Source organism: Exiguobacterium sp. ERU653, from assembly GCF_018617775.1.
In the GTDB taxonomy this organism is placed as follows: domain Bacteria; phylum Bacillota; class Bacilli; order Exiguobacteriales; family Exiguobacteriaceae; genus Exiguobacterium; species Exiguobacterium marinum.
This window is the reverse complement of the sequence record NZ_JACSKV010000003.1, coordinates 1-23808: the sequence shown is the minus strand read 5'-3', so window position 1 is coordinate 23808 and position 23808 is coordinate 1. Positions and strand designations below refer to the sequence as shown.

The following is a 23808-nucleotide window of genomic DNA, read 5'->3' as shown; positions in this document are numbered from 1 at the left end:
AGGTTTGAGTAGATTTTAAAACGATGAAACGAGAGGAGCCAAAATGATGAACAACATTGCACTCACAAACACACTCAAAACATCATATGGCTACTCGTATTTAACTGCGTGACTTTGGCAGCTGGATAGGGGTAGTGTCCTTTCCCTGACCATGCAAAAGACTGAAGACTTCTTCAAGCGCGCTTCATTTGATTGGTTGCACAATCAGGTGGAGTGCGCTTTTTTGCGTGCTCAGATGGATTGGGCGAAAGGGGGAAATCAGTCATGAAACTGATTAAACAATTGGATTGGTTTATTAAAAGACAGAAACGGACGTATGTGATCGCCATCATCTTACTTATCATCACGGGTGTGGTGGATATGCTACCACCATGGATTATCGGACAGGCAATCGATGCGATTCGTGAAGGTAGTTTGACGACAGAGCGGTTAATTCTGATTGTGTCGTCGCTTCTAGGCATCATGGTGCTGTCTTATGTGATGTCGTACTTGTGGATTGCCCGACTATTTGGGACAGCCTTTCTACTGGAAAAGAAATTAAGAGGTCGCTTTTTTGGTCATCTCCTCAAACAAACACCGCGTTTTTATCAACAACATCGTACAGGTGACTTGATGGCGCTTGCGACGAATGACTTGAAAGCGGTAGAGCGGACAGCAGGGTTTGGGGTCATGACATTAGTCGACTCATTCAACATGACGCTTATCGCGTTGACGATCATGGGTGTGTTTATCGATTGGAAGTTGACGCTCGCAGCACTCTTGCCGATGCCGATTCTTGCCTGGTCGATGAATAAACTCGGAAGTCAAATTCATACACGTTTCACGGCAGCTCAAGACTCGTTCGGGGTGATGAACGACCAAGTCGTGGAATCGATTTCAGGTCTTCGGGTCGTCCGTTCCTTCGTCCAAGAAGAAGCGGACACGAAAAAGTTTGATGATATCACGGATGACGTGATGGCAAAAAACCTGCATGTCGCAAAAATCGATGTGTTGTTTGAACCGGTCATCAAGTTGCTTGTCGGATTCAGTTACTTGATTGGGCTATCGTTCGGGACGTATCTCGTCTTTACGAACGACATCACGCTTGGTCAGCTCGTCTCCTTCAATATTTATTTAGGGATGCTCATTTGGCCGATGTATGCGTTCGGGGAACTCATCAACGTCGTGCAGCGAGGAACAGCGAGTCTCGAGCGAATTGAAACGACGATGAACGAAGTACCAGACGTTGCCTCGACGGGAACAGTTCACATCGATGTACCGGAGAAAATCACCTTCAAATCGCTCTCGTTCCGTTATCCAAACGCAAATCGGGAGTCGTTAGAAGACATCGTCCTGCACGTCTCACGTGGTGAGACAATTGGAATCGTCGGACCGACTGGGGCCGGGAAGACGACGTTATTGCGTCAATTGCTTCGGGAGTATCCGATTGACGATTCACTTCTCGTGAACGGTGTACCAATCTCTGACATCAAACTCGAAACCGTCCGTGGCTGGAGTGGATATGTGTCACAAGAACACCTCCTATTCTCGAAAACAGTACGTGATAACATTCGCTTCGGGGTAGATGACGTATCGGATGAAGCGCTCGAGACGGCGATTCATCTCGCCGCATTTGATACAGATATCGAACACCTTGACAATGGTCTGGATACGGTTGTCGGGGAACAGGGTGTCATGCTGTCAGGTGGACAGAAGCAACGTTTGTCGATTTCACGAGCGTTGTTGAAAAATCCAGAGATTCTACTTCTTGACGACTCGCTTTCGGCGGTCGATGCGAAAACGGAGTCACGAATCATCGATTCGGTCCGTACGAGCCGTAAGGCGAAGACGACATTTATCGTGGCTCACCGTCTTTCTGCGGTGGCGCACGCTGACCAAATTCTCGTCCTTCAAGACGGGCGTGTCACAGAGCGCGGCACACATGACCAACTGATGGAACGACACGGTTGGTACTATGAACAATTTATTCGACAAGGAGAGTCGGAGTAATCCGGGAAAGGGGGAATCTCTCATGATCGATCAATATGAATTAGATCCGGTCCGCCGGAAGAAGACGATTCGCTCACTCGTTGGCTATGCCAAACAAGTGAAGCGCTCCATCTTCCTCGGACTGGCATTACTCTTTTTAGCGGTCGGCGCAGAACTTGCCGGGCCGTATATCGCCAAAGTCATTATCGATGAGCATATCGTCGCCATCGAGCGTGACTGGGTTCAAGTCGAATCCGGCGGTAGTGTTTCCTTTAATGGTGATTCTTATGAGAAGGAAACGAGACTAAACGACCAAGATGTGATTCAGCCGGTCTCGATCGTACAAACGACCGAAGGATACTATCTTGTACCTGAGGCGGTTATGAGCGGAGGAGTCCGTGAAGTTGAAGGAGACGTGCTGACGATTACAAGAGGAGACGAGACGGCGACGTATGATAATATCGTCTCACTCTCGTCGACCGACGTATTTCAGTTCTATCAAACGGATTTACGAGCGGTCCTTCTCTTATCGGGACTTTACGTCGTCTTGTTATTATTTGCGGCGGGATTGAACTGGGGACAACAGATGCTCTTGCAACGGTCAGCGCATAAAATCGTAAAAACGATGCGTCTTGACGTGATGAAGCATCTCCAAACGATTCCGGTCCGCTATTTTGACCAGACACCGATTGGGAAAATTGTCAGTCGTGTCACAAATGATACGGAGACGATTCGTGACCTGTATTTAGGGGTGCTCGCTCGCGTCTTCCAAAGTGTCGTCATGATGATTGGGGTACTCATTGCGATGTTCTTCCTAGACGTACGTCTTGGACTCGTCTCACTCATTATCATCCCGGTCGTCATCGTCTGGATTAAATTGTTCCAACGTTTCTCGACGAAAAATAACTTCCGTGTCCGCGCACTCGTCGCGGATATGAACGCGCAGTTAAATGAGAGCATTCAGACGATGCCAATCATTCAATCGTACGTCCGCGAAGATCTCGTCTATGACGAATTTAACGAGAAGAACAGTGACAACTTCCAAACGAGACGAAAACTGTTGAAATTAGATGCGTTGATGAGCCATAACCTCGTCAATTTCTTCCGAAACATGGCGCTCGCCTTGCTCATCTGGTTCGTCGGAACACAAACGCTCGGTGGGGGAAGCATCCTGACGCTCGGGATTTTGTACGCATACATCGACTACGTCTCACGGATCTTTGAGCCGGTGACACAAATCATGAACCAATTGTCACCACTTCAGCAAGCGCTCGTCTCGGCCGACCGAATGTTCCAGTTACTTGACGAAAAAGGGGAACCGGTCTCATCAGAACGCATTTCACGTTTTAAAGGGGAAGTTGTCTTTGATGATGTGACATTCAGTTATGAAGCAGGGAAGCCGGTGTTGCAACAGATTGAACTACACGCCGCTCCGGGTGAGACGATCGCTCTGGTCGGACATACGGGTAGTGGAAAGAGCTCGATTATGAACTTGCTCATGCGATTTTATGACCCGTCTGTAGGCGTCCTACGAATCGATGGGATGGATGTGACGAAGCTCCCAACTCAGGCAGTACGGGACCACCTCGGGATTGTCTTACAAGACCCGTTCCTGTTCACCGGTACAATTCGGACGAACGTCACGCTAGGAGACGAGACAATCACGGATGAGCAGGTTTGGAACGCACTGACAGCCGTAGGGGCTGACCGTTTCGTGAAGCAGTTGCCACAAGGAATCGATGAACCGGTGATTGAGCGTGGGGCCTCACTCTCGAGTGGGGAACGACAGTTGATCAGCTTCGCTCGTGCCCTCGTCTTCGACCCGGCCATCCTCGTCCTCGATGAGGCGACAGCAAGTGTCGACTCGGAGACCGAGGCACTGATTCAAGAGGCACTCAAAACACTCACGTACGGTCGAACGACGTTTGTCATCGCCCACCGTCTCTCTACGATTCGGGAAGCGGACCAGATTCTCGTCCTCGACCATGGTCGAATTATCGAGCGGGGGAATCACCAGTCACTCATCGAATTCGGTGGTGTCTATGCTCGAATGCACGAATTACAAAGTAAACAACAAGTCATCAGCTAAGGAGGTCACATGGAAATCACGGGGAAATATAACCGCGCCAAAGTATTCAATGAACGAATCGATGATATGACGCGGAATCAGATTCAAACTCTTCTCGACCAACCATTCACAGAAGGGGCATCGATTCGGATCATGCCGGATATGCACGCCGGTAAAGGGTCGGTCGTTGGGACGACGATGACCATTCAAGACAAAGTCGTGCCTAACCTGGTCGGTGTCGACTTAGGATGTGGGATGCTTTGTACGGAAATTAAAGCCAAGCGAATCGATTTTCAGCGACTCGACGATATCATTCGTGAACTGGTACCGAGCGGGATGAACATTCGTGAGAAGGTTCATCCATATGCTTCTGAACTTCCGCTAGAAGAGGTGCGGGCGCCGTATAAACTCGACCGTGCCTTGCGCTCGGTCGGATCGCTCGGCTCAGGAAATCACTTTATTGAAGTGAACCGGGATGAAGAGGGACGAACGTTTCTCGTCATCCATTCCGGTTCACGCCATCTCGGTGTACAGATTGCCGATCACTATCAAGAGCGCGCGATTCAACATATGATGGAAACGAAAGATGTAATAGAAGCAATCGAACGATTGAAGGATACTGGACGCCAGAAAGAAATCTCGACGTATCTGGAAGTGGAACGAGAAGCGCGGAAATCATTCCAAGACTTGGCTTATGTCGAAGGAGAGGACATGGACGATTATATGCATGACGTTCGCATCGCCCAACAATACGCAGCGGCGAACCGTCGCGCGATGACAGATGTGATCGTGGAAGCGATGAAGTGGAACGTCGTCGATCAATTCGACACCGTTCATAACTATATCGACCATGATGCGATGATTCTACGAAAAGGAGCCATTTCCGCGCAAGAAGGAGAGCGTGTCATCATTCCGATGAACATGCGAGACGGTTCGCTCATCTGTACCGGGAAAGGGAACCCGGACTGGAACTTCTCGGGTCCGCACGGGTCAGGGCGAATCATGTCTCGCTCGGCAGCACGTAAACGCGTCGACTTCAAAGAATTCAAACGTACGATGGAAGGCGTTTGGTCGACATCGGTTCGACCATCTACGGTGGATGAGTCACCATTCGTCTACAAATCGATGAAAGAAATCGTCCGTTATATCGAACCGGCCGTCAGCATCGATCAAGTCATCAAACCGTTGTACAACTTCAAGGCGAACTGAGTGGGTTTTCACTCAGTTTCGCCTTTTTCTTTTTTTCGTAAAATCTGATACGCTTACATCGAGGTGAACGAAATGGAAAAGCGGTTAAGTGACTTATCAAAATATGAGTTAGAGCAGGAAATTCAAGCATTACATGAGAGAAAGCGAAAGGCTGAACAAATGGGCATGGTCAGCGAAATCGAAGTTGTCCTTCGACGGATTGCGATTGCCGAAAGTTATTTGGTCGACCCATCATCGTTTCGTCCCGGTGAAACATACGTCGTCAACTATAATGACCAACCGTTCCGCTTGAAATTCGTCAACGGTGTCATGGGTTGGGGTACGTTTGAAGGGGACATGACAGAACGGGCCATCCCACTCTCTGAACTGTCGGAGGTGAAACAATGAATCGGAACGAACAGTATGATCGGCTTGCTACAATCTTAAAAGAAAAGAATGATGTGTTAAACGACTCGGAAGCGGTAACGTGGGTCGAGGTGTTATGGGAAGACTTTGAAACAACGCTTGCCAAGGCCGGGGAGCCGTATCCGGGAGAAGCGAAGGCGTTTCAGTACGTCATTCAACAGATTGATGCGTACGGCGCACAGCTCCACTTGTTCCAAACGAAGAACGAAAAGTTTAAGCATTTGATGTCTAAACGGAATTTACATTGAATCACGTCTATCCGACGTGATTTTTTTATTGCAATTATCATTCAGTTCGTTATAATGAAGGTCGCTAATAGTTTTATTGTAAGTATAGTATAGATAAACTTTCTTTAGTTGAACTCATGTTTTACTAAACTAGAAGGGGGCGTTCAGTCGTTGGAAGTAGGTCAAAACATTAAGCGGCTCCGAATTAAAAAAGGATTGACCCAAGAAGAATTGGCGGAGCGTACGGATTTGAGTAAAGGATACATTTCTCAAATCGAACGGGATTTAAGCTCTCCCTCGTTAGAGACGTTATTTGATTTATTGAGTGTCCTCGGGAGTTCTCCAAAAGAGTTCTTCGATGAAGACTTGAATCAAAAAGTCGTCTACACCGTCGATGATCGCACTACTTATGTAGATGAGGAACGAAAATATCGGACAGAGTGGCTCATTCCGGAATCGAATGAGAAAGAGATGGAGCCGATTCTCGTCACGTTTTGCAAGAATGGAGAGTTCAAACAGTATGAACCTTCACGTTCAGAGACATTGGTTTATGTCTTGTCCGGTAGAGTGGCGCTGAAGTTAGGTCATCACACTTATTTCGCTAAAGCAGGGGAAACAATGTACTATGTCGCCTCGGATTCACACCAGATCGTCAACGACCATGATGGCGAGAGTGAGTGTCTCATCGTAGCGACCCATTCATATTTATAAGCCAATAAAGGAGGAAACAGCATGAATACAGAAACAATAATTCGCTTTGACCACGTCTCAAAGCGTTACGACGACACAGTCGTCTTAGAAGATATCAGTTTTGAAATTGAGCGTGGAAAGTTTTATACGCTTCTCGGTCCATCGGGATGTGGGAAGACGACAATCTTACGTCTCATCGCAGGATTTACGGATGCAACCGAAGGAGATATTCACTTCAGTGGGAAACGAATCAACGATGTACCGGCCAACAAACGACAAGTGAACACCGTGTTTCAAGATTATGCGCTGTTTCCTCATCTAAACGTATTTGAAAATGTCGCGTTCGGTCTCCGGATTAAAAAGTTAAAAGAGGCAGATATAAAAGCAAAAGTAGAGCAAGCTCTCAAGTTTGTTAACTTAGAAGGATACGGCTCGCGCGAAATCGATGAGATGTCAGGGGGACAACGTCAACGTGTCGCTATCGCCCGCGCGATCGTGAACGAGCCAGAAGTCATCCTCCTCGATGAACCGCTATCTGCCTTAGATTTAAAACTTCGGACGGAAATGCAATACGAATTGCGTGAATTGCAACAACGTCTTGGCATCACCTTCATCTTCGTCACACACGACCAAGAAGAGGCGCTCGCGATGTCCGATGAGATTTTCGTCATGAATAACGGTAAAATTGTTCAGAGCGGGACGCCGACTGATATTTATGACGAACCGATTAACCGTTTCGTCGCAGACTTCATTGGAGAATCCAATATCGTACCTGGTGTCATGCCGGAAGACAACGTCGTCACGTTCGCTGGTAAAACATTTGACTGTGTCGACCAAGGGTTTGACCGGAATGAAAAAGTCGAAGTCATCATTCGTCCGGAAGACTTGGAGATGACATCGGTCGAAGCGGCAAACCTTGTCGTCGACGTCGATTCACAATTGTTCCGAGGCGTCCACTATGAGATTTGCTGTTATGACGAAGAAGGGAACGAATGGCTCGTTCACTCGACGAAGAAGTCGACAGTCGGATCAAAAATCGGGTTGACGTTTGACGAAGAAGCGATTCATGTCATGCGATTAGGGGAGACGGAAGAAGAGTTTGACCGTCGTCTCGAATCCTATGAGGAGGTTCCTCATGAATCAAACTAATCAGACCGCAAAGACGGTATATTTGACGACGTATTGGATTTGGATTGCCTTATTCGTCATCGCACCACTCGTCCTCGTCGTCTATTATTCCTTTTTTGATATCGATGGGAACTTGAGTTTAGAGAACTATCAGACGTTCTTCACCTCAACGTATTTGACGATGACGTTGTCGTCGTTTTGGTATGCGTTCCTCATTACGTTCTTCTCGCTACTCGTTGGATATCCGACGGCATACTTGTTGACGAAGACAAAGCACAAACAGCTTTGGCTCTTGCTCATCTTGCTTCCATCATGGATTAACTTGTTATTAAAAGCGTACGCATTCCTCGGTATTTTTGGAACGTACGGCATCACGAATCAGTTTTTAGAGGCGATCGGGATTGGAACGAAACAGATTCTCTTTACAGACTTCAGTTTCGTCTTCGTCTCCGTATACATTTTCATACCGTTCATGATTTTGCCGATCTACAACGCGATTGAAAAATTACCAGCCTCTCTCGTCTATGCATCACGAGACTTAGGTGCATCGAACTGGACGACGTTCCGACGTGTCATCTTCCCGCTGACGCTTGACGGCGTCAAGTCAGGGATTCAAATTGTCTTTATTCCGGCGTTGTCACTCTTCATGATCACACGCCTCATCGCAGGGAACCGTGTCATCACGCTCGGTACAGCGATTGAACAACAATTCCTTGTTACGCAAAACTGGGGGATGGGATCAACGATTGCCGTCTTCTTGATCTTGGCGATGGTTCTCGTCATGGTCATCACGCGTGACTGGGGTGCGAAAGGAGCGGTCCGTCGATGAAACGTAAACGATTCAAATTATCAAACCTGTACTTGGCGGCCGTATTCTTTATTCTATACGCGCCAATCTTATATCTCGTCTTCTATTCGTTCAATAGCGGCGGAACGATGAGTAACTTCGAAGGCTTTACACTTGAATGGTACAAATCCCTCTTCACCGATACGAGACTTCTCGTCATCGTCTTGAACACGATTGTCATCGCGCTGTTATCGGCGACAATCTCAACTGTGCTCGGTGTGATAGGAGCCCTCGCCATTTATACGGCGAAACAAAAGTATACGAAGACGTCGCTCTTGTCTTTGAACAACGTCTTGATTGTCAGCCCGGACGTCATCATTGGAGCATCATTCTTAATCCTCTTCACGATGCTTGGGATTCAGTTAGGCTTCTATTCCGTCCTCTTGTCGCACATCGCCTTCTCAGTTCCGATTGTCGTCATCTTAGTGTTACCAAAACTCCAAGAGATGAGTCCGACGTTGATTGATGCGTCACGTGACCTAGGAGCCAGTACATGGGACGTGTTGACGAAAGTCATTCTACCGTATATCACGCCGGGGGTATTTGCCGGATTCTTCACGGCACTCACATATTCGTTAGATGACTTCGCGGTCACGTTCTTCGTAACAGGGAACGGATTTACAACACTTGCGGTAGAAGTTTACTCACGGGCACGTCAAGGGATCTCGCTTGAAATCAATGCGCTGTCTGCGATTTTGTTCGTCTTCACCCTTATTCTTGTCATTGGATATTATGTGTTGTCGCAACGAGGATCAAAGGAGGTTAGACGATGAAAAAAATAGTCATCATGCTGGCTGTGCCATTGGTTGTCAGCTTTGGTCTCCTTCTTTGGATTCAGCAACTGAACGCTGCGCAAGGGTTTGGTGGCGACAATACGCTTGTCGTCTATAACTGGGGAGACTATATCGATGAGGATTTGATTGGGGAGTTCGAAGAGCAGAGCGGGTTGAAGGTCGTCTATCAAACATTCGACTCGAACGAAGCGATGCTCACGAAAATTGAGCAAGGTGGTACGGCCTTCGACGTCGCTGTCCCTTCAGACTATGCGATTAGTAAGATGATTGAAGAGGATTTGCTCCTTCCAATCGACTACGACAAGCTCGAGAATTTTGATAACATCGACCCACGCTTCCTCGATAAATCGTTCGACCCGGGTAACAAGTACTCGGTCCCTTACTTCTGGGGAACGGTCGGGATCGTCTATAATCCTGAATTAGTTGACGAAGAAATCACATCGTGGAACGACTTATGGGAGATGCCGCTTGAGAACGATATCCTCCTTGCGGACGGAACACGAGAAGTGATGGGCTTCGGTTTGAACTCGCTAGGTTATTCGCTCAATACGACGAACAAAGATGAGTTGATTGAAGCGGAGCAAAAGTTAGAAACGCTTTGGCCAAACATTAAAGCCATTGTCGGAGATGAGATTAAAATGTTGATGGCAAACCGTGAAGCGGCAGCGGCCGTCGTCTGGTCCGGTGACGCCTCAGAAATCATGTATGAGAACGAAGAACTGACATATGTCATTCCGGAAGAAGGCACGAATCTTTGGTTCGATAACCTCGTCATTCCAAGTACGGCACAAAACGTGGACGGTGCGCACGAGTTTATCGACTTCATGTTAGATGCTGAGATCGCGGCGCGTAACACGGATTATGTGGGCTATTCGACTCCGAACGATGCCGCTCTCGACTTTTTGGATGAGGAAGTGACATCAGATGAACGATTCTATCCGTCTCGCGACGTGACGCAAGAACTCGAAGTATATGAAAATCTAGGGAAGCGGATGAACGCTTACTATAACGAATTGTATTTACGATTTAAAATGCAGAGTAAATGACGAAACATCCCCGCGCTCATCGTGAGCGCGGGGTGTTTTGTTTTAGCGCTTTACGCTCTTCTTCTGTAAAGACTCGAGAACGTCCTAAAAATCGTTTCCCTTCGACACCTTCGAGTGAGAACATACCGCCTCGACCATCGACCACATCGATGATTAGTTGTGTATGTTTCCAATAATCGTATTGTTTCTCATGGATATAGAACGGTGTCTCGCCGATTTCGCCGAGGAGCACATCATGATCGCCCACCATGAACTCGTCGCGTGGAAAGCACATGGGTGAACTTCCATCACAGCATCCTCCAGACTGATGAAAGAGGAGGGGACCGTGTTTCGATTTCAGGCGTTCGATCAGTTCGAGCGCGGCGGGGGTGGCCTCGACTCGTTTCACCATCTTAGAAGAACCCGAGCTTCTGTTCGCTGTAGCTGACGAGCATGTTTTTCGTCCGTTGATAATGACCGAGCATCATCTTATGGTTCTCGCGTCCAATCCCAGACATTTTATAGCCGCCGAACGCAGCGTGTGCCGGATATGAATGGTAGCAGTTGATCCAGACGCGACCTGCTTGGATTTCACGACCAAAGCGATAGGCACGGTTCATGTCACGTGTCCACACGCCTGCCCCAAGACCGTAGAGCGTATCGTTCGCGATAGCGAGTGCTTCCGCATCATCTTTGAACGTCGTCACCGATAAGACCGGTCCGAAAATCTCTTCTTGGAAGATGCGCATCTTGTTATGACCTTTGAAGATGGTCGGTTGAATGTAATAACCATCCGCCAGGTCTCCGTCCATCATGTTACGTTCGCCACCGATTAAGCACTCTGCGCCTTCCTCTTTCCCGATTTCAAGATAAGAGAGGATTTTCTCCATCTGTTCGTTCGAAGCTTGTGCACCCATCATGACGTCAGAATCGAGCGGGTTCCCGAGTTTGATCGCTTTGACGCGCTCTAGCACACGCTCCATGAATTTGTCATAGATGGATTCTTGAATCAACGCGCGGGATGGGCACGTACATACTTCCCCTTGGTTCAACGCGAACATGACGAGGCCTTCGATCGCTTTATCAAAGAAATCATCATCCGCTTCCATGATATCCGCGAAGAAGATGTTCGGAGATTTCCCACCGAGCTCGAGTGTGACGGGGATGATGTTTTGAGAAGCGTACTGCATGATGAGGCGACCCGTCGTCGTTTCACCCGTGAAAGCGACTTTATCGATACGATTGCTCGATGCGAGTGGTTTCCCTGCTTCAAGTCCGAAACCGTTGATGATGTTGAGGACGCCTGGTGGTAATAAGTCTTCAATGAGTTCCATGAGGACCATGATGGAAGAAGGTGTTTGTTCGGCTGGTTTTAACACGACACAGTTTCCGGCTGCGAGCGCCGGAGCGAGTTTCCAGACAGCCATTAAAATCGGGAAGTTCCACGGAATGATTTGAGCGACAACGCCGAGCGGCTCATGGAAGTGATAAGCGACTGTATCGTTGTCGAGTTCACTGATTCCGCCTTCTTGTGAACGAATCACACCGGCGAAGTAACGGAAGTGGTCGATCGCGAGAGGAAGGTCGGCATTAAGTGTTTCTCGTACTGCTTTACCGTTCTCCCACGTTTCTGCATACGCGAGCATCTCGAGATTCTCTTCCATGCGATCGGCGATTTTATTTAAGATGATAGAACGTTCCGCGACGGACGTTTTGCCCCAATCGTCTTTGGCTGCATGAGCGGCATCCAAAGCGAGTTCAACATCCTCTTTCGTTGAGCGGGCGACTTCACATAGTACTTTCCCATTTACAGGAGATGTGTTTTCAAAGTATTCCCCACCAGCCGGTGCGGTCCACTTTCCGTTAATAAAGTTGTCGTAACGGTCCTTAAACTGTACTTTTGTTCCTGCTGAGTTCGGTACTTCATAAATCATGTTCGTTCCTCCCTTTTCATACGAGATAGAGGAGTTATGTATGCGCTTACATTTTTAAGTAAGCGAACGACTCCCTTTTTTTATCGTAACGGTCCGTTGTGATAAAAGTCAAAATTTTTTGACAATAATTTGTCAATCTTTTGTAAAAACGTTTTGAAGTCAAGATTTGTGGTAATCAGTACATTGTGTACATCATTCAATTACCTATAAGGAGTGAACTAAGATGGCTAAGACATATCAAGTTGACCAGGCGCATAGTTCAATCACATTTACTGTCAAACATATGATGATTTCAAAAGTGAAGGGCGAGTTCAAAGAATTTGATATTAAGGCAAATGGTGAGCCGAACGATCTAGCGAATGCGAGTGTGAAGGTGACGATTCAGGCAGTATCGATCGACACCAACAACACGGATCGGGATAACCACCTCCGTTCAGGCGATTTTTTCAACGCCGAGGAGTATCCGCATCTCGTCTTTCATTCGACTTCTTTCCGTTCAAAAGGGGGCGGAGAATTCGAATTGACAGGGGATTTGACGATTCGAGGAACGACGCGGGAAGAAACGTTTGAAGTGGAGTATGAAGGAAGCGCAAAAGATCCGTGGGGCAACATGAAGCACGCTTTCTCCGGTGAAGGTTCGCTCAACCGTGAGGACTATGGATTGACGTGGAACCAAGCGCTCGAGGCGGGCGGCGTCCTCGTCGACAAGAAAGTCAAATTTGAGTTCGAGCTTCAGTTCACTGAAGTTGAGGCATAAGAAAAGTCGCTCACCTGAGCGACTTTTTATTGTTCATATACTAATTTTTTCTGGAGACTGTCTTCGCTGAATACCCATCCAGTGAATGAAGACAAGACCTCATTCGACTGCTCGTCTACGATGACGACAGCGACGAACGGATACATATTTTTCGAGAAATACCGTAAGTTCGTGAAACGGTATTCAATCATTCCGTTATGGCGTGTCACAGTGTACGTATGAATTTTGGAAAACTCGAGGAACGCCTGCAAATCTGCATTTTTTCGAGCCTCTACGAAATGAAGGTCTTCTTCCCCTGGCATCGGTTTATCGCGAAAGCGACCACACTCGATGACTTTCCCTTTCTTTACTTTGACAGCTCCGAGACCGTCACGGAAACGCACGGCGACATGCCAGTCATCCCAACCGATTCCTGGCGAGATGAATAACTCGTGTGCACCAGCAAAGTGTCTTGCTACTGTAGCGAGCGCACGGTTACGCAATTTAAACTGAATTGCATAGTAACTGATGACAAGCGCAATGAGCAATGCAAAAATAGGGACAGTCGCACCGGTTATCATCCATAATGCATATGCACCATAATAAGCAGAGAACAAGTACGGATCGAACGTTCCGATGACGCCCCAACCAATCCATTTTTTCGAAAATGGCTGCAGCGCTTGCGTTCCGTAAGCGTTGAACAAGTCGACCGTGACATGTAGTAACACGGCAATTTGTGCCATTACCCATAAGGAAGCGGGATTGACGCCAAGGACCGTCCCGATGACGGCACTGACAATGATTGGCCAAGCAAGAAGTGCGGTTATTCCGTGTGAACGACCACGATGCTGGCGTAAATACGTACTATTTCCTTTTAACTTAAAGACGGTGTCGAAGTCTGGTGCATGCGAGCCGACGAGAGCCGTCGCTGTCATGGCCAGAAACATTTGTGCATCACCTGACACTTCCGGGCTGAGTGTCGCGATGGCACTTAAACCAAGTCCCATACCAATGTGTGTCGCAGTATCCAATGTGCTTCAGCACCTCCATCAATAAATACAATAATAACGTCATCTATTCTTATTTATCATACAATATTTTTAAAACGAGGGGAAACACAATGCTTAATCTTGATAAATTGTTCACAAATTATAATATTCATCAATTCAATGAGGAATTGGTCACCTGGTTCAATCGTGAAAAGCGTGATTTACCTTGGCGACATGCGAAAAATCCATATCGCGTTTGGGTGAGTGAAGTGATGTTGCAACAGACGCGGGTCGATACGGTCATTCCGTACTACAATCGCTTTATGGAGCGTTTCCCGACGCTTGAGACACTTGCCGCCGCAGAGACAGACGAAGTCGTGAAGTACTGGGAAGGACTCGGCTATTACTCGCGCATCCGGAATTTACATGAGGCGGTCAAGGAAGTCGCTTCTGTTTACGATGGGGTTGTGCCTGAAGAGAAAGAACGTTTCGAGAAATTAAAAGGAGTCGGTCCTTATACGACGGGAGCGGTGTTGTCGATTGCGTACAATCAACCGGAACCGGCTGTGGACGGAAACGTCATGCGCGTGATGTCTCGTCAATTCGGGATCTATGACGATATCGCGTTACCGAAGACACGTAAAATCTTTGAACAAGTCGTTCGTCGATTGATGGATCCGGCTCACGCATCCGATTTTAATGAAGGCGTGATGGAGCTAGGTGCTACGGTATGTACCCCGAAGAATCCAATGTGTTCGCTCTGTCCGGTCCAGGAAACATGTTATGCTTTCGCTCATAACGTCCAAGATGAGTTACCGGTCAAAACAAAAAAAGGGGCGGCACGTGTCGAAATGTATGATGCGCTTTGGATTGAGAAAAAAGGGAAAGTCGCCTATGTACAGCGACCGGAAAAAGGACTTCTCGCTGGGATGTGGCAATACCCGCTTACAGAACGGGGAACGGGGGAACAGGTTAACGGAACGTACCTCGGGCAAGTGAAACATGTCTTCTCCCATATCGTCTGGTATATCGATTTATATCGAGTCGATACGCTTCCGACCGATAATGTCGTCTGGTTAGATGCTTCTGAGCGTGAGACGAAGACGGTTTCTGTGGCCCAACAAAAATTAGAGCGATTGGCAGGTGGTGAACGTGAGACGATTTGATGTAGCGTCGACATACGATACAACGGTCGATACTTTATGGGAATTGTTGCAGGATGCTTCGCTTTTGACGAAGTTGACGCGGTTTCCTAAAGTACGTTTGGTTGGGGATGGCGCCTCGGTCGAGGGGAATGAGATAAAATTATTGATTGGAGTTGGACCGGTGGAATTGCCGTGGAACAGTACCATTACCATTGCAGGAAAACAGGCATTCTGCGATCAAGGGAAGACGTTACCGTTTCCGTTCAAACGATTCACACACGTGCATCGGGTTGAAGAACGACAGGGAAAGGCGGTAATGGTAGACGAAGTGACATTTGATAGCTATGTTCCGAACCTACTCGTTGAATATTTTGTGCTTCGTCCGATGTTTCAAGAACGGGCACGGGCCTTCCGAAAAACACTAAATTCATGAAAATAAGAGATTTCCTTTTTCATTGGTTCTGAAAGTCGCTATAATTAAATATGAGAATTGTATAGCATCACAGCGGAAAGGAGGAGCTTATGAGCTTATTTCCCAAAGCAGGTAGCAAAATCGAGATACAGAGCTACAAGCACAACGGAACTTTGCATCGCGTTTGGGAAGAAACGCTCGTCCTTCAGTCGTCAAAAACGGATATGATCGGATTCAATGACCGGATCATGGTCAGTGAGTCAGACGGTCGGCAATGGAGAACGCGAGAGCCGGCAATTTGCTACTTTTCATCTGAGTATTGGTTCAATGTCATCTGTATGATTCGCGAAGACGGGATTTACTACTATTGTAATCTAGGTTCGCCGACTACATTTGATGGGGATGAACGTGCCATCAAATATATCGATTACGATTTGGACATCAAGGTGTTCCCAGATATGTCGTATACGATTTTAGATGAAGATGAATATGAGCGGCATCGTCGTGAGATGAATTATCCGAAAGCGATTGATCGAATCTTGAAGCAGAACGTGCAAGAACTGATCAACTGGATTCGAGGACGGAAAGGGCCGTTCAACCCAACATTTGTCGATGAATGGTATCGCGAATACGAAGCACGTTACCGGAGATGATTCCTCATCTCCGCTTTTTTTCTTAAGTCAGGAGGCATTATGGGTAGTATTAAACGTTATATGCAATTTGTTAAGCCTTATAAAAAACAAATTGCCCTTACCATTTTCGTCGGGATTTTGAAGTTTTCGATCCCGCTCGGATTACCGTTACTTTATAAATATGTCATCGATAACTATTTGGTGGATGACGCACCGAAACAGGATTATACGACACTCGTCTGGTTGTTCAGCATCGTTTTCTTCGTCTTCCTCGTCGTCAAGCCGCCAATTGAATATTTGCGTCAATATTTGGCGCAGTGGGCCGCGACGCGTGTCTTGTTCGATGTCCGGAACCGGTTATTTGACCACGTCCAAAAGTTGTCACTCCGCTTTTATTCAAACAATAAGACCGGTCAAATCATTTCACGGATCATCAACGATGTCGAGCAGACAAAGGACTTCGTCATCACCGGGCTGATGAATATTTGGCTCGACATGGTCACCATCCTTATCGCCATCGGCATCATGTACACGATTGACCCGCAACTCACGCTGATTGCGATCTTACCACTTCCGTTTTATGCGATCGCAGTCCGCTATTTCTATGGGCGGTTGCGTCGCTTGACGCGTGAACGGTCGGCGGCACTCGCTGACCTTCAAGGTCATTTGACAGAGCGCGTCAACGGAATGGCCGTCATCCGGAGTTTTGCGTTAGAGCCATATGAGAACAAGGCGTTCGAACAACAGAACGGCGGTTTCTTGAACGCGGCGCTTAAACATACGAGTTGGAACGCCAAGACGTATGTCGTCGTGTCGACCATCACCGACATCGCACCGATCCTCATCTTTACGACGGCATCATGGCTTGTCCTTCAAGGGCCGGTAACGCTCGGGACGCTTGTCGCGTTCATCGCTTATATTGACCGTCTGTATGCACCGCTCGGTCGTCTCGTCAACTCGGCGACGACACTCACGCAGTCGGTCGCTTCGATGGACCGGGTTTTTGAATTTTTAGATGAAACGTATGATATCGAAGAGAAACCGAACGGGTTCGTCCCGTTGTCGACAGCAGGTAAAATTGACCTTGACCACGTCAGCTTTTCGTATGAACAGGATGGAACACGGGCGTTGAATGATGTGAACCTCCAGATTCGTTCCGGGGAACGCGTGGCGTTTGTCGGGATGTCCGGTGGAGGGAAGTCGACACTCGTCAGCTTGATTCCACGTTTTTATGACGTGACGGATGGAAGCATTAAAATCGACGGGGTCGATGTGCGTGATTTCAAATTGCGTGCGCTCCGTGATCAAATCGGAATGGTCATGCAAGACTCCGTCCTCTTCAGTGAATCGGTCGCGATGAACATCCGCATGGGGAATCCGAATGCGACGGACGAAGAAGTCATCGCAGCGGCGAAGGCGGCTAACGCCCATGAATTCATCTCGAAACTCGAGGGTGGATATGCGACACCGGTCGGGGAGAAAGGTGTCAAACTCTCCGGGGGACAAAAACAGCGGCTTGCGATTGCCCGTGTGTTTTTAAAGAACCCTCCTATTTTGATTCTAGATGAGGCGACAAGTGCACTCGACCTAGAAAGTGAAGCGATGATTCAAGATTCGCTTGCCCGTCTGACGAAGGGGCGTACGACGTTAATCGTTGCCCACCGTTTGTCAACGATTACGGACGCGGATCAAATCGTCGTCGTCGATAACGGTCAAATCATGGAGTCGGGAACGCATGAAGAACTGATGCGTCGTCGAGGGGCGTATTACGACCTGTATATGATTCAAGATTTAGCCGTAGTTGAATGATAAAAAAGTCGAGTCCTTATGGGCTCGACTTTTTAGCGGTCTAAAAATCGTTTACGAACATCCGGTGAAGGGAGTGTGCACACTTCCTTTTTTCCAAATAGACGTGTCCGATATTTGGCGAAGAATGTATATCCATGATCACGAATCGGTCTAGGTATGAAACGAATAAGTCGAAGCAGGCGCCAACGGCCATCAAGGTGTTCGGCAATTCGAATCGCAGCGTCTGATTTTAAATAGGGAACTCCTTCTTCAATATAGACGATACTGTCGACTGATTCCGGAATCCGGTGTCGTGTTCGAAACGACTGACCGACCTCGCTTTGAAGCGATGCAAAGTGAATCGAGGCGTGTCGGTCGTGACGAATGATGAACTGGACACTGGCATCACAGAAGTTACAATCGCCATCAAATAAAACAATCGCAGGCAAGTACTTCGCCTCCTTCATCGTACTGTTTTACCGTTTTGTCGTCCTGTTAAACGTCAAGCAGCAAGTTGACGAGCAGGTTGCATCTTATAGAGCGAGACATAATACAAGTATGCACCGAGTGCACCGAAGTTCAAAATATACCCACTCATAAAGACAGGGCCGAAGAACGCATCGACGACAATGCCGGTTGCCGCGACGAGTTTGGCTCCGTGGAACGTAAGGCCACCGGAGGCGAGATAAGAAGCACGTCGTTCAGGGTCGAGAAAATCAATTTGTTTCACCTGGCGTATCGGAGAATACAGGAGTTCACCAATGGAAAATCCTTAAATTTCATATGGTGAGCACCTCCTTGGTTCTACTGTAATGGGGGACGGTGCAAAACAAAAAAAGACACTTTTGATGAAGATGTCCCCTTTTAGGTAATAAAAAAGAGATGCTCGCGCATCTCATTCTTAAAGTTGAGCAAACGAGCGGTGGACCGCTTCGATTGTCTCTTCGATATCTTGTTCCGTATGCTCCGTCGTCAAGAACCAGGCTTCATATTTAGATGGAGCCAAGTTCACACCGTTTTCAAGCATCAACTTGAAGAATCGTCCGAACTTCTCACCGTCTGACTTTTCCGCACCTTCATAATCGGTGACGATTTCATCCGTGAAGTAAACGGTAAGGGCACCTTTTAAACGGTTGATTGTGATGGTGACGTCATGTTTTTCTGCCGCCTCGCGGATGCCGGCCTCCAGTTTTGCGCCGAGAGCATCTAACTTCTCATAAACACCAGGTTGTTCGAGTACTTCAAGGCAAGCGATTCCTGTCGCCATCGAGGCTGGGTTCCCGGCCATTGTACCGGCTTGATATGCAGGTCCGAGTGGAGCGACCGTCTCCATGATTTCAGCTTTCCCGCCGTAGGCGCCGATTGGTAGACCACCACCGATGACCTTCCCAAGTGCCGTCATATCCGGTTCGATGCCATATACTTGTTGGGCACTTCCGTACGTGAAGCGGAACGCCGTGATGACCTCATCATAGATGACGAGGGCACCGTGTTCATGCGTAATGTCATTGACAGCTTGGAGGAAGCCAGGTTTTGGCTCAACGATTCCGAAGTTCCCGACAATCGGTTCGACGAGAACGCAAGCAATCTGGTCTCCCCATTCTTTCATCATTTCTCGATATGCATCGATATCGTTGAACGGGACGGTGATGACTTCTTTAGCAGTGGCTTTCGTCACACCTGCAGAGTCAGGAGAACCGAGTGTCGCTGGACCACTACCTGCCGCGATCAGCATGAGATCGGAGTGCCCGTGGTAACAACCGCTAAATTTCACGACGAGTTCACGACCAGTGTAAGCACGGGCGACTCGGACCGTCGTCATGACGGCTTCCGTTCCGGAGTTCGTGAATCGTACTTTATCCATCGAAGGGATGGCTTGTTTTAGTTTTTTTGCAAACTCAACCTCGAGACGGTGAGGTGTGCCGTAAAGTAAGCCTTTCAAAGAAGCATTGACGAGCGCTTCATGAATGTGTGGATGGGCGTGCCCGGTAATGATTGGACCATAAGCAGCCAAATAATCGATGTAGCGATTCCCGTCTACATCATAGAAATAGGCGCCTTCGCCGCGTTCCATATAAACAGGAGCGCCGCCACCGACCGCTTTGAACGAGCGGGATGGACTGTTGACACCTCCGACGATGTGAGTGAGTGCGTCTTGGTATAATGCATCGGATGACTGACGATTTGATGAAGTAGTCATATGTATTGCCTCCTTATTCAAATTCGCACTTATTGTAACATAGCCGTCAACCGCTTAAGCTCGGTGTTTGACGAGTAGTTGAGAAATCAGTACACTATTTATAAAGATTACTATGTAAGAAATAAGTTAATGTTCAAAACTATTTCGCATGAATTTTATAGAAGAAATGAGGGATTGACGTGGGAAGCGAAATGCTTGACCATGCTGTTCAGTCGCTCCGGGAACATGGAGTCAGAATGACGCCTCAGCGCCAGGCCATTTTGGAGTACCTCGTCACGGAGCACAGTCACCCGACAGCGGATGACATTTATAAGGCACTTGCCGCACGGTTTCCGAATATGAGTGTGGCCACTGTATACAACAATTTGCGCGTATTTAAAGAAGTAGGTCTCGTTCAAGAGATGAACTATGGGGACGCCTCAAGTCGTTTTGACTTTGTGACGTCGAAGCACTATCACATCATCTGTGACACGTGTGGAAAAGTCGTCGACTTTAACTATCCTGTATTAGATGAAATCGAGTCTGTTGCCTCTCAATTGACGGGATTCAAAGTCGATCGTCACCGTCTTGAAGTGTACGGAACGTGCCCGTCTTGTCAGTCTGAACAATCACAAACACATTAAAAAATCACATCCGATTGCTCGGATGTGATTTTTTGTGTCAGTCGGTTTGTTGTGACTGACGTTTGTTGTATTTCTCATCGAACTCTTTACCTTCGAGCGACTGATCGATGGTGAGTGGTTCGTCACAGTGCATACATAAATCGACACGTCCGAGCATCTTCGTTTCTTTTTCACAGTTCGGACAAGTCACGATGATGGCTTTCGTCGAGGCCAGACCGACGATAAAGTAAAGGGCAGAGCTTGCGAGTACCATGATAAATCCAAGTAGCATAAAAATGATCATGAGCCATGTGATGGATTTCGCGAGAAGTCCAAGATACATGACACCGATTCCGCCAAAGATGAGGAGTAGTGCTATATTACGTGCGCGGTTGATTTTGTTCCCCCGTTTTTTCATGAGCGAATCCCTCCAATAGTCTGTCTCTATCATAGCTCATCTTCAAACGAGTGAGAAGTTCCTGCACTTTTTCGGCAGGAGTTTTTTGAAAAGAGGGCGAATTTGGTTCGTATCGAAAATGACAATCGTCATATATAGTCAACTTGCGATTGAGAGAGAAGGGGTCCGGATGGCGATGGAATATGCGACTCGCACCATTTATACAGAATATGCTGCACTAAAAACGACGCTCGGAATTATTGAAGTGAAGAAAAAGCGGGCACGTGATCCGTTAACAGATCAGTTGGATCGACTGCTCATTGTGATTGAAGCGAAACAGGAGCCGTTTTGGACGGTGAAGCATTATCAAGTCGGACAGGAGAAAATTGTTCTGCACGTAGTCAGTGACTCGATGATGGATCGGTGGATTGTCTTAAATGAAAACCGCCGTGCCATTCATTGGATTGAAGACGGGATCGTCTTGTTTGAGCGGAATGAATACATCTTGGAGTTGCGACAACGCAACCGTAATTTAACGAATCGGGAACAGCGTTTGCAACTCTCGCTTTCTTTCGCGAAATTGTTGCGCCGGTTTGAAGACGGACGATATTTATTTTTAGAAGGAGAGTTCCAAGACGCCTTCACACAGATTCATCATGCACTCACACATCTGGCACGCCTTTCGATTCTTGAGGCGGGAATTCATCCGGAAATCGTGTTGTGGGAACAGGTACGAGCCATTGACCTTGAAATCTACAAACTGCATGAGGAATTGGTCGGAGGACAAGAGTCGCTTGAACAGCGCATCCATCTCGTCGTTATTGGTATGGAACATTTGATTCAATCGAAGGTGCTGCCTGGGACGTTGTTGTTACTTCAGACGATGCAGGAGAAAGACGGGGCGTGGACGTTCTCAGAATTGATGGAACACCCGAATTTGAATGAGCTTCGTGTCGACCTTGGGAGCATCGTTGGCTTTTTAGTGAAAAAAGGATATGTTCGAACGGTCACGAGACCGACAAAAGGAGTCGGGGTAGAAGCAGTTCTCTATGAGATTGCTTGACGATCTCTTCCTAAGAACAACGAGGAGAAAATCAGTCGTATGAAACTATTGAAGTTTAGCATTGGGACCATCTTTATTTTATTTGTCACGATTGTGATTTCCATCTTTGTCGCCCTTTTTACGATGGGAGACCCGATTACACTAGGGCGACCGATTATTTGGACGGTATGGTATATAGCCGTTCTGCTCATCGTATGTATGGGACTCTATGATTTCTCGTCCTTTTCAAAACAGAAGATTCGGAAAGTCCTCGGCTGGGGAGCGTTGGCCGGTGTCGTTCTCTTCGCTTCTGTGAAAGGATACTATATGTATCAAGATAGCTTGAAGATTGAAGAACGCGGTGTGGAGTTGACGGACTATCAGCCCTTTACGAATTCAGGACAACTCGCGAAGCTCGATCATGAGGCCACGGTTGAATTTGAAGAAGGGTTGCCGCGATTAGACGGGGCAACAGCGCTCTATCCGATGTATGCCTCGTTCGTGGAAACAGTCTATCCGGAAACGGAAACGTATGATCCTTATAATGACCAAACGAGTAAAGTTGTGTCGACGACAACGCCGGAAGCATACAGTCGACTAATGAACAATCAGACTGACATGATTTTCGTTGCTGGTCCATCTGACCGTCAGTTGCAGGCAGCGGAACAAAAAGACGTCTCTCTACATATGACACCAATCGGTAGGGAAGCATTTGTTTTCTTCGTTCATGAAGATAACCCAGTCGAGTCTTTGACGATGGAACAGGTTCGTGGAATCTATTCGGGAGACATAAGGAATTGGGAAGAGGTCGGCGGCAACTCGGAAGCCGTTCGAGCTTTCCAACGACCGGAGGATAGCGGCAGTCAAACAGCGTTACAAAAGATGATGGGCGAACAGAAGCTCATGGAAGCACCGGTAGAAGATGTGCCTGAAGGGATGGGCGGAATCATCCAACAAACCTCATCTTATCGAAACCATAAAAATGCGATTGGATTCTCATTCCGATACTATGCGACAGAAATGGTGCGTGACCATAAAATCAAGTTACTTCGTATAGAAGGAATCGAACCGACCGTTGAAACGATTCAGGATGGGTCGTATCCACTGACTTCTGAATTTTATGCGGTGACTACGGAAGAGAAGGCAGAGCAATATGAAGATTTTTTAGAATGGCTCGAAAGCGAGGATGGACAAACGTTGGTTGAAAAGACGGGCTATGTCCGTCTCGATTAATACAAAGCAGAGGGTTTACTTTTTGTCATGTTGACGGGAAGTAAATCTTTTTTAAATTTTATTGTTTTTTGTATTGACGAAGTGGTAAATAGAGATTATAGTTATAAACGTTGTCACGGCAAAAGATTATTTCAGAAAAACAATTTGTGAAAAAGTTGTTGACGAAAACAATCGAAACGTGATAGATTAATGAAGTCGCCAAGAGCGGCAGACGAACTTTGAAAACTGAACGATGAGGCAAAAAAAGTTTTACAATTTTTGAATGAAGCGCAAGCTTCGTCAATTTAAGAGCTATATCAAATTCTTTGGAGAGTTTGATCCTGGCTCAGGACGAACG

Annotated in this window: 25 protein-coding genes; 18 read left to right on the top strand and 7 right to left on the bottom strand. The window is 47.3% G+C overall.

All coding sequences use genetic code 11. The features are described 5' to 3' along the window. Positions 1–264 precede the first annotated feature (264 nt). The 10 genes from KNO95_RS11580 to KNO95_RS11535 all read left to right on the top strand — a co-directional run bounded on the left by KNO95_RS11580 (position 265) and on the right by KNO95_RS11535 (position 10382). A complete protein-coding gene (locus tag KNO95_RS11580; protein ID WP_026826724.1) occupies positions 265–1989 on the top strand; it encodes an ABC transporter ATP-binding protein in 1725 nt (574 codons plus the stop codon). Between the two features lie 22 nt (positions 1990–2011). Then, the gene (locus KNO95_RS11575; protein ID WP_026826723.1) at positions 2012–4057 is read left to right on the top strand and encodes an ABC transporter ATP-binding protein; all 2046 of its coding nucleotides are present in this window, start codon (positions 2012–2014) and stop codon (positions 4055–4057) included. Between the two features lie 9 nt (positions 4058–4066). After that, positions 4067–5245, top strand: coding sequence for an RNA-splicing ligase RtcB (locus tag KNO95_RS11570; protein ID WP_026826722.1), 1179 nt, complete (start codon positions 4067–4069; stop codon positions 5243–5245). A 72-nt stretch (positions 5246–5317) separates the two neighbouring features. Continuing rightward, entirely contained in the window at positions 5318–5632 is a 315-nt protein-coding gene (locus KNO95_RS11565) for a YfhH family protein (RefSeq protein WP_026826721.1), read from the top strand. Then, entirely contained in the window at positions 5629–5898 is a 270-nt protein-coding gene (locus KNO95_RS11560) for a YfhJ family protein (RefSeq protein WP_026826720.1), read from the top strand. Before KNO95_RS11565 ends, KNO95_RS11560 begins: the two co-directional genes overlap by 4 nt. 150 nt (positions 5899–6048) lie before the next feature. Beyond that, complete coding sequence (locus tag KNO95_RS11555; RefSeq protein WP_026826719.1) at positions 6049–6588, top strand: helix-turn-helix domain-containing protein; 540 nt, start codon at positions 6049–6051, stop codon at positions 6586–6588. Positions 6589–6609: 21 nt separating this feature from the next. Further along, entirely contained in the window at positions 6610–7716 is a 1107-nt protein-coding gene (locus KNO95_RS11550; RefSeq protein WP_026826718.1) for an ABC transporter ATP-binding protein, read from the top strand. Continuing rightward, positions 7703–8524, top strand: coding sequence for an ABC transporter permease (locus KNO95_RS11545; protein ID WP_034771217.1), 822 nt, complete (start codon positions 7703–7705; stop codon positions 8522–8524). The genes KNO95_RS11550 and KNO95_RS11545 overlap by 14 nt, the downstream gene beginning before the upstream one ends. Further along, complete coding sequence (locus KNO95_RS11540) at positions 8521–9315, top strand: ABC transporter permease (protein ID WP_026826716.1); 795 nt, start codon at positions 8521–8523, stop codon at positions 9313–9315. Before KNO95_RS11545 ends, KNO95_RS11540 begins: the two co-directional genes overlap by 4 nt. Further along, entirely contained in the window at positions 9312–10382 is a 1071-nt protein-coding gene (locus KNO95_RS11535) for an ABC transporter substrate-binding protein (RefSeq protein ID WP_026826715.1), read from the top strand. Before KNO95_RS11540 ends, KNO95_RS11535 begins: the two co-directional genes overlap by 4 nt. A 16-nt stretch (positions 10383–10398) precedes the next feature. Here KNO95_RS11535 and KNO95_RS11530 read toward each other — a convergent pair whose 3' ends face one another. Together KNO95_RS11530 and adh are read right to left on the bottom strand one after the other, a co-directional pair. Beyond that, on the bottom strand, positions 10399–10773 hold the full coding sequence (locus tag KNO95_RS11530; protein ID WP_026826714.1) for a DUF779 domain-containing protein: 375 nt from the start codon (positions 10771–10773) through the stop codon (positions 10399–10401). Position 10774: 1 nt separating this feature from the next. Further along, positions 10775–12295: an aldehyde dehydrogenase gene (adh, locus tag KNO95_RS11525; protein ID WP_026826713.1), complete on the bottom strand. Its 1521-nt coding sequence runs from the start codon at positions 12293–12295 to the stop codon at positions 10775–10777. 223 nt (positions 12296–12518) lie between these two features. Here adh and KNO95_RS11520 point away from each other — a divergent pair, with 223 nt between their 5' ends. After that, positions 12519–13052 (top strand): YceI family protein, encoded by a 534-nt coding sequence (locus KNO95_RS11520; protein WP_026826712.1) that lies wholly within the window; start codon positions 12519–12521, stop codon positions 13050–13052. 26 nt (positions 13053–13078) lie between these two features. Here the strand turns inward: KNO95_RS11520 and KNO95_RS11515 are convergent, their stop codons facing one another. Then, complete coding sequence (locus KNO95_RS11515; protein WP_026826711.1) at positions 13079–14062, bottom strand: metal-dependent hydrolase; 984 nt, start codon at positions 14060–14062, stop codon at positions 13079–13081. An 89-nt stretch (positions 14063–14151) separates the two neighbouring features. Here KNO95_RS11515 and mutY point away from each other — a divergent pair, with 89 nt between their 5' ends. The 4 genes from mutY to KNO95_RS11495 all read left to right on the top strand — a co-directional run bounded on the left by mutY (position 14152) and on the right by KNO95_RS11495 (position 18018). Continuing rightward, positions 14152–15186: an A/G-specific adenine glycosylase gene (mutY, locus tag KNO95_RS11510; RefSeq protein WP_026826710.1), complete on the top strand. Its 1035-nt coding sequence runs from the start codon at positions 14152–14154 to the stop codon at positions 15184–15186. Further along, positions 15173–15598, top strand: coding sequence for a hypothetical protein (locus tag KNO95_RS11505; protein WP_026826709.1), 426 nt, complete (start codon positions 15173–15175; stop codon positions 15596–15598). The genes mutY and KNO95_RS11505 overlap by 14 nt, the downstream gene beginning before the upstream one ends. A gap of 89 nt (positions 15599–15687) precedes the next feature. After that, positions 15688–16230 carry a nucleoside tri-diphosphate phosphatase gene (ntdP, locus tag KNO95_RS11500; RefSeq protein ID WP_015880896.1) on the top strand — a complete coding sequence of 181 codons (543 nt, stop codon included), beginning with the start codon at positions 15688–15690 and terminating at the stop codon, positions 16228–16230. 39 nt (positions 16231–16269) lie between these two features. Further along, a complete protein-coding gene (locus KNO95_RS11495; protein WP_026826708.1) occupies positions 16270–18018 on the top strand; it encodes an ABC transporter ATP-binding protein in 1749 nt (582 codons plus the stop codon). 32 nt (positions 18019–18050) lie between these two features. Here KNO95_RS11495 and KNO95_RS11490 read toward each other — a convergent pair whose 3' ends face one another. The 3 genes from KNO95_RS11490 to KNO95_RS11480 form a co-directional block, all read right to left on the bottom strand. Then, the gene (locus KNO95_RS11490; protein WP_026826707.1) at positions 18051–18446 is read right to left on the bottom strand and encodes a thiol-disulfide oxidoreductase DCC family protein; all 396 of its coding nucleotides are present in this window, start codon (positions 18444–18446) and stop codon (positions 18051–18053) included. A 53-nt stretch (positions 18447–18499) separates the two neighbouring features. Beyond that, entirely contained in the window at positions 18500–18727 is a 228-nt protein-coding gene (locus KNO95_RS11485; RefSeq protein WP_026826706.1) for a hypothetical protein, read from the bottom strand. A gap of 171 nt (positions 18728–18898) precedes the next feature. Continuing rightward, a complete protein-coding gene (locus tag KNO95_RS11480; protein WP_026826705.1) occupies positions 18899–20197 on the bottom strand; it encodes a glutamate-1-semialdehyde 2,1-aminomutase in 1299 nt (432 codons plus the stop codon). 191 nt (positions 20198–20388) lie between these two features. Between KNO95_RS11480 and perR the strand changes: the two genes are divergently transcribed. Next, positions 20389–20820: a peroxide-responsive transcriptional repressor PerR gene (gene perR / locus KNO95_RS11475; RefSeq protein WP_031421138.1), complete on the top strand. Its 432-nt coding sequence runs from the start codon at positions 20389–20391 to the stop codon at positions 20818–20820. Between the two features lie 37 nt (positions 20821–20857). Here perR and KNO95_RS11470 read toward each other — a convergent pair whose 3' ends face one another. After that, on the bottom strand, positions 20858–21217 hold the full coding sequence (locus tag KNO95_RS11470) for a YgzB family protein (RefSeq protein ID WP_026826703.1): 360 nt from the start codon (positions 21215–21217) through the stop codon (positions 20858–20860). Between the two features lie 85 nt (positions 21218–21302). Here KNO95_RS11470 and KNO95_RS11465 point away from each other — a divergent pair, with 85 nt between their 5' ends. Together KNO95_RS11465 and KNO95_RS11460 are read left to right on the top strand one after the other, a co-directional pair. Beyond that, entirely contained in the window at positions 21303–22259 is a 957-nt protein-coding gene (locus tag KNO95_RS11465; protein ID WP_251129402.1) for a nucleotidyltransferase-like protein, read from the top strand. A 39-nt stretch (positions 22260–22298) separates the two neighbouring features. Further along, on the top strand, positions 22299–23471 hold the full coding sequence (locus tag KNO95_RS11460) for a PstS family phosphate ABC transporter substrate-binding protein (protein WP_026826701.1): 1173 nt from the start codon (positions 22299–22301) through the stop codon (positions 23469–23471). Positions 23472–23808: the final 337 nt, after the last annotated feature.

Coding starts and splice junctions, on each gene's coding strand:
- KNO95_RS11560 (WP_026826720.1), top strand. CDS start 5,629: ATGAATCGGAACGAACAGTATGATCGGCTTGCTACAATCTTAAAAGAA.
- KNO95_RS11550 (WP_026826718.1), top strand. CDS start 6,610: ATGAATACAGAAACAATAATTCGCTTTGACCACGTCTCAAAGCGTTAC.
- KNO95_RS11520 (WP_026826712.1), top strand. CDS start 12,519: ATGGCTAAGACATATCAAGTTGACCAGGCGCATAGTTCAATCACATTT.
- KNO95_RS11530 (WP_026826714.1), bottom strand. CDS start 10,773: ATGGTGAAACGAGTCGAGGCCACCCCCGCCGCGCTCGAACTGATCGAA.
- KNO95_RS11545 (WP_034771217.1), top strand. CDS start 7,703: ATGAATCAAACTAATCAGACCGCAAAGACGGTATATTTGACGACGTAT.
- KNO95_RS11460 (WP_026826701.1), top strand. CDS start 22,299: ATGAAACTATTGAAGTTTAGCATTGGGACCATCTTTATTTTATTTGTC.
- adh (WP_026826713.1), bottom strand. CDS start 12,295: ATGATTTATGAAGTACCGAACTCAGCAGGAACAAAAGTACAGTTTAAG.
- KNO95_RS11580 (WP_026826724.1), top strand. CDS start 265: ATGAAACTGATTAAACAATTGGATTGGTTTATTAAAAGACAGAAACGG.
- ntdP (WP_015880896.1), top strand. CDS start 15,688: ATGAGCTTATTTCCCAAAGCAGGTAGCAAAATCGAGATACAGAGCTAC.
- KNO95_RS11480 (WP_026826705.1), bottom strand. CDS start 20,197: ATGACTACTTCATCAAATCGTCAGTCATCCGATGCATTATACCAAGAC.
- perR (WP_031421138.1), top strand. CDS start 20,389: ATGCTTGACCATGCTGTTCAGTCGCTCCGGGAACATGGAGTCAGAATG.
- KNO95_RS11540 (WP_026826716.1), top strand. CDS start 8,521: ATGAAACGTAAACGATTCAAATTATCAAACCTGTACTTGGCGGCCGTA.
- KNO95_RS11575 (WP_026826723.1), top strand. CDS start 2,012: ATGATCGATCAATATGAATTAGATCCGGTCCGCCGGAAGAAGACGATT.
- KNO95_RS11495 (WP_026826708.1), top strand. CDS start 16,270: ATGGGTAGTATTAAACGTTATATGCAATTTGTTAAGCCTTATAAAAAA.
- KNO95_RS11535 (WP_026826715.1), top strand. CDS start 9,312: ATGAAAAAAATAGTCATCATGCTGGCTGTGCCATTGGTTGTCAGCTTT.
- KNO95_RS11565 (WP_026826721.1), top strand. CDS start 5,318: ATGGAAAAGCGGTTAAGTGACTTATCAAAATATGAGTTAGAGCAGGAA.
- mutY (WP_026826710.1), top strand. CDS start 14,152: ATGCTTAATCTTGATAAATTGTTCACAAATTATAATATTCATCAATTC.
- KNO95_RS11470 (WP_026826703.1), bottom strand. CDS start 21,217: ATGAAAAAACGGGGGAACAAAATCAACCGCGCACGTAATATAGCACTA.
- KNO95_RS11570 (WP_026826722.1), top strand. CDS start 4,067: ATGGAAATCACGGGGAAATATAACCGCGCCAAAGTATTCAATGAACGA.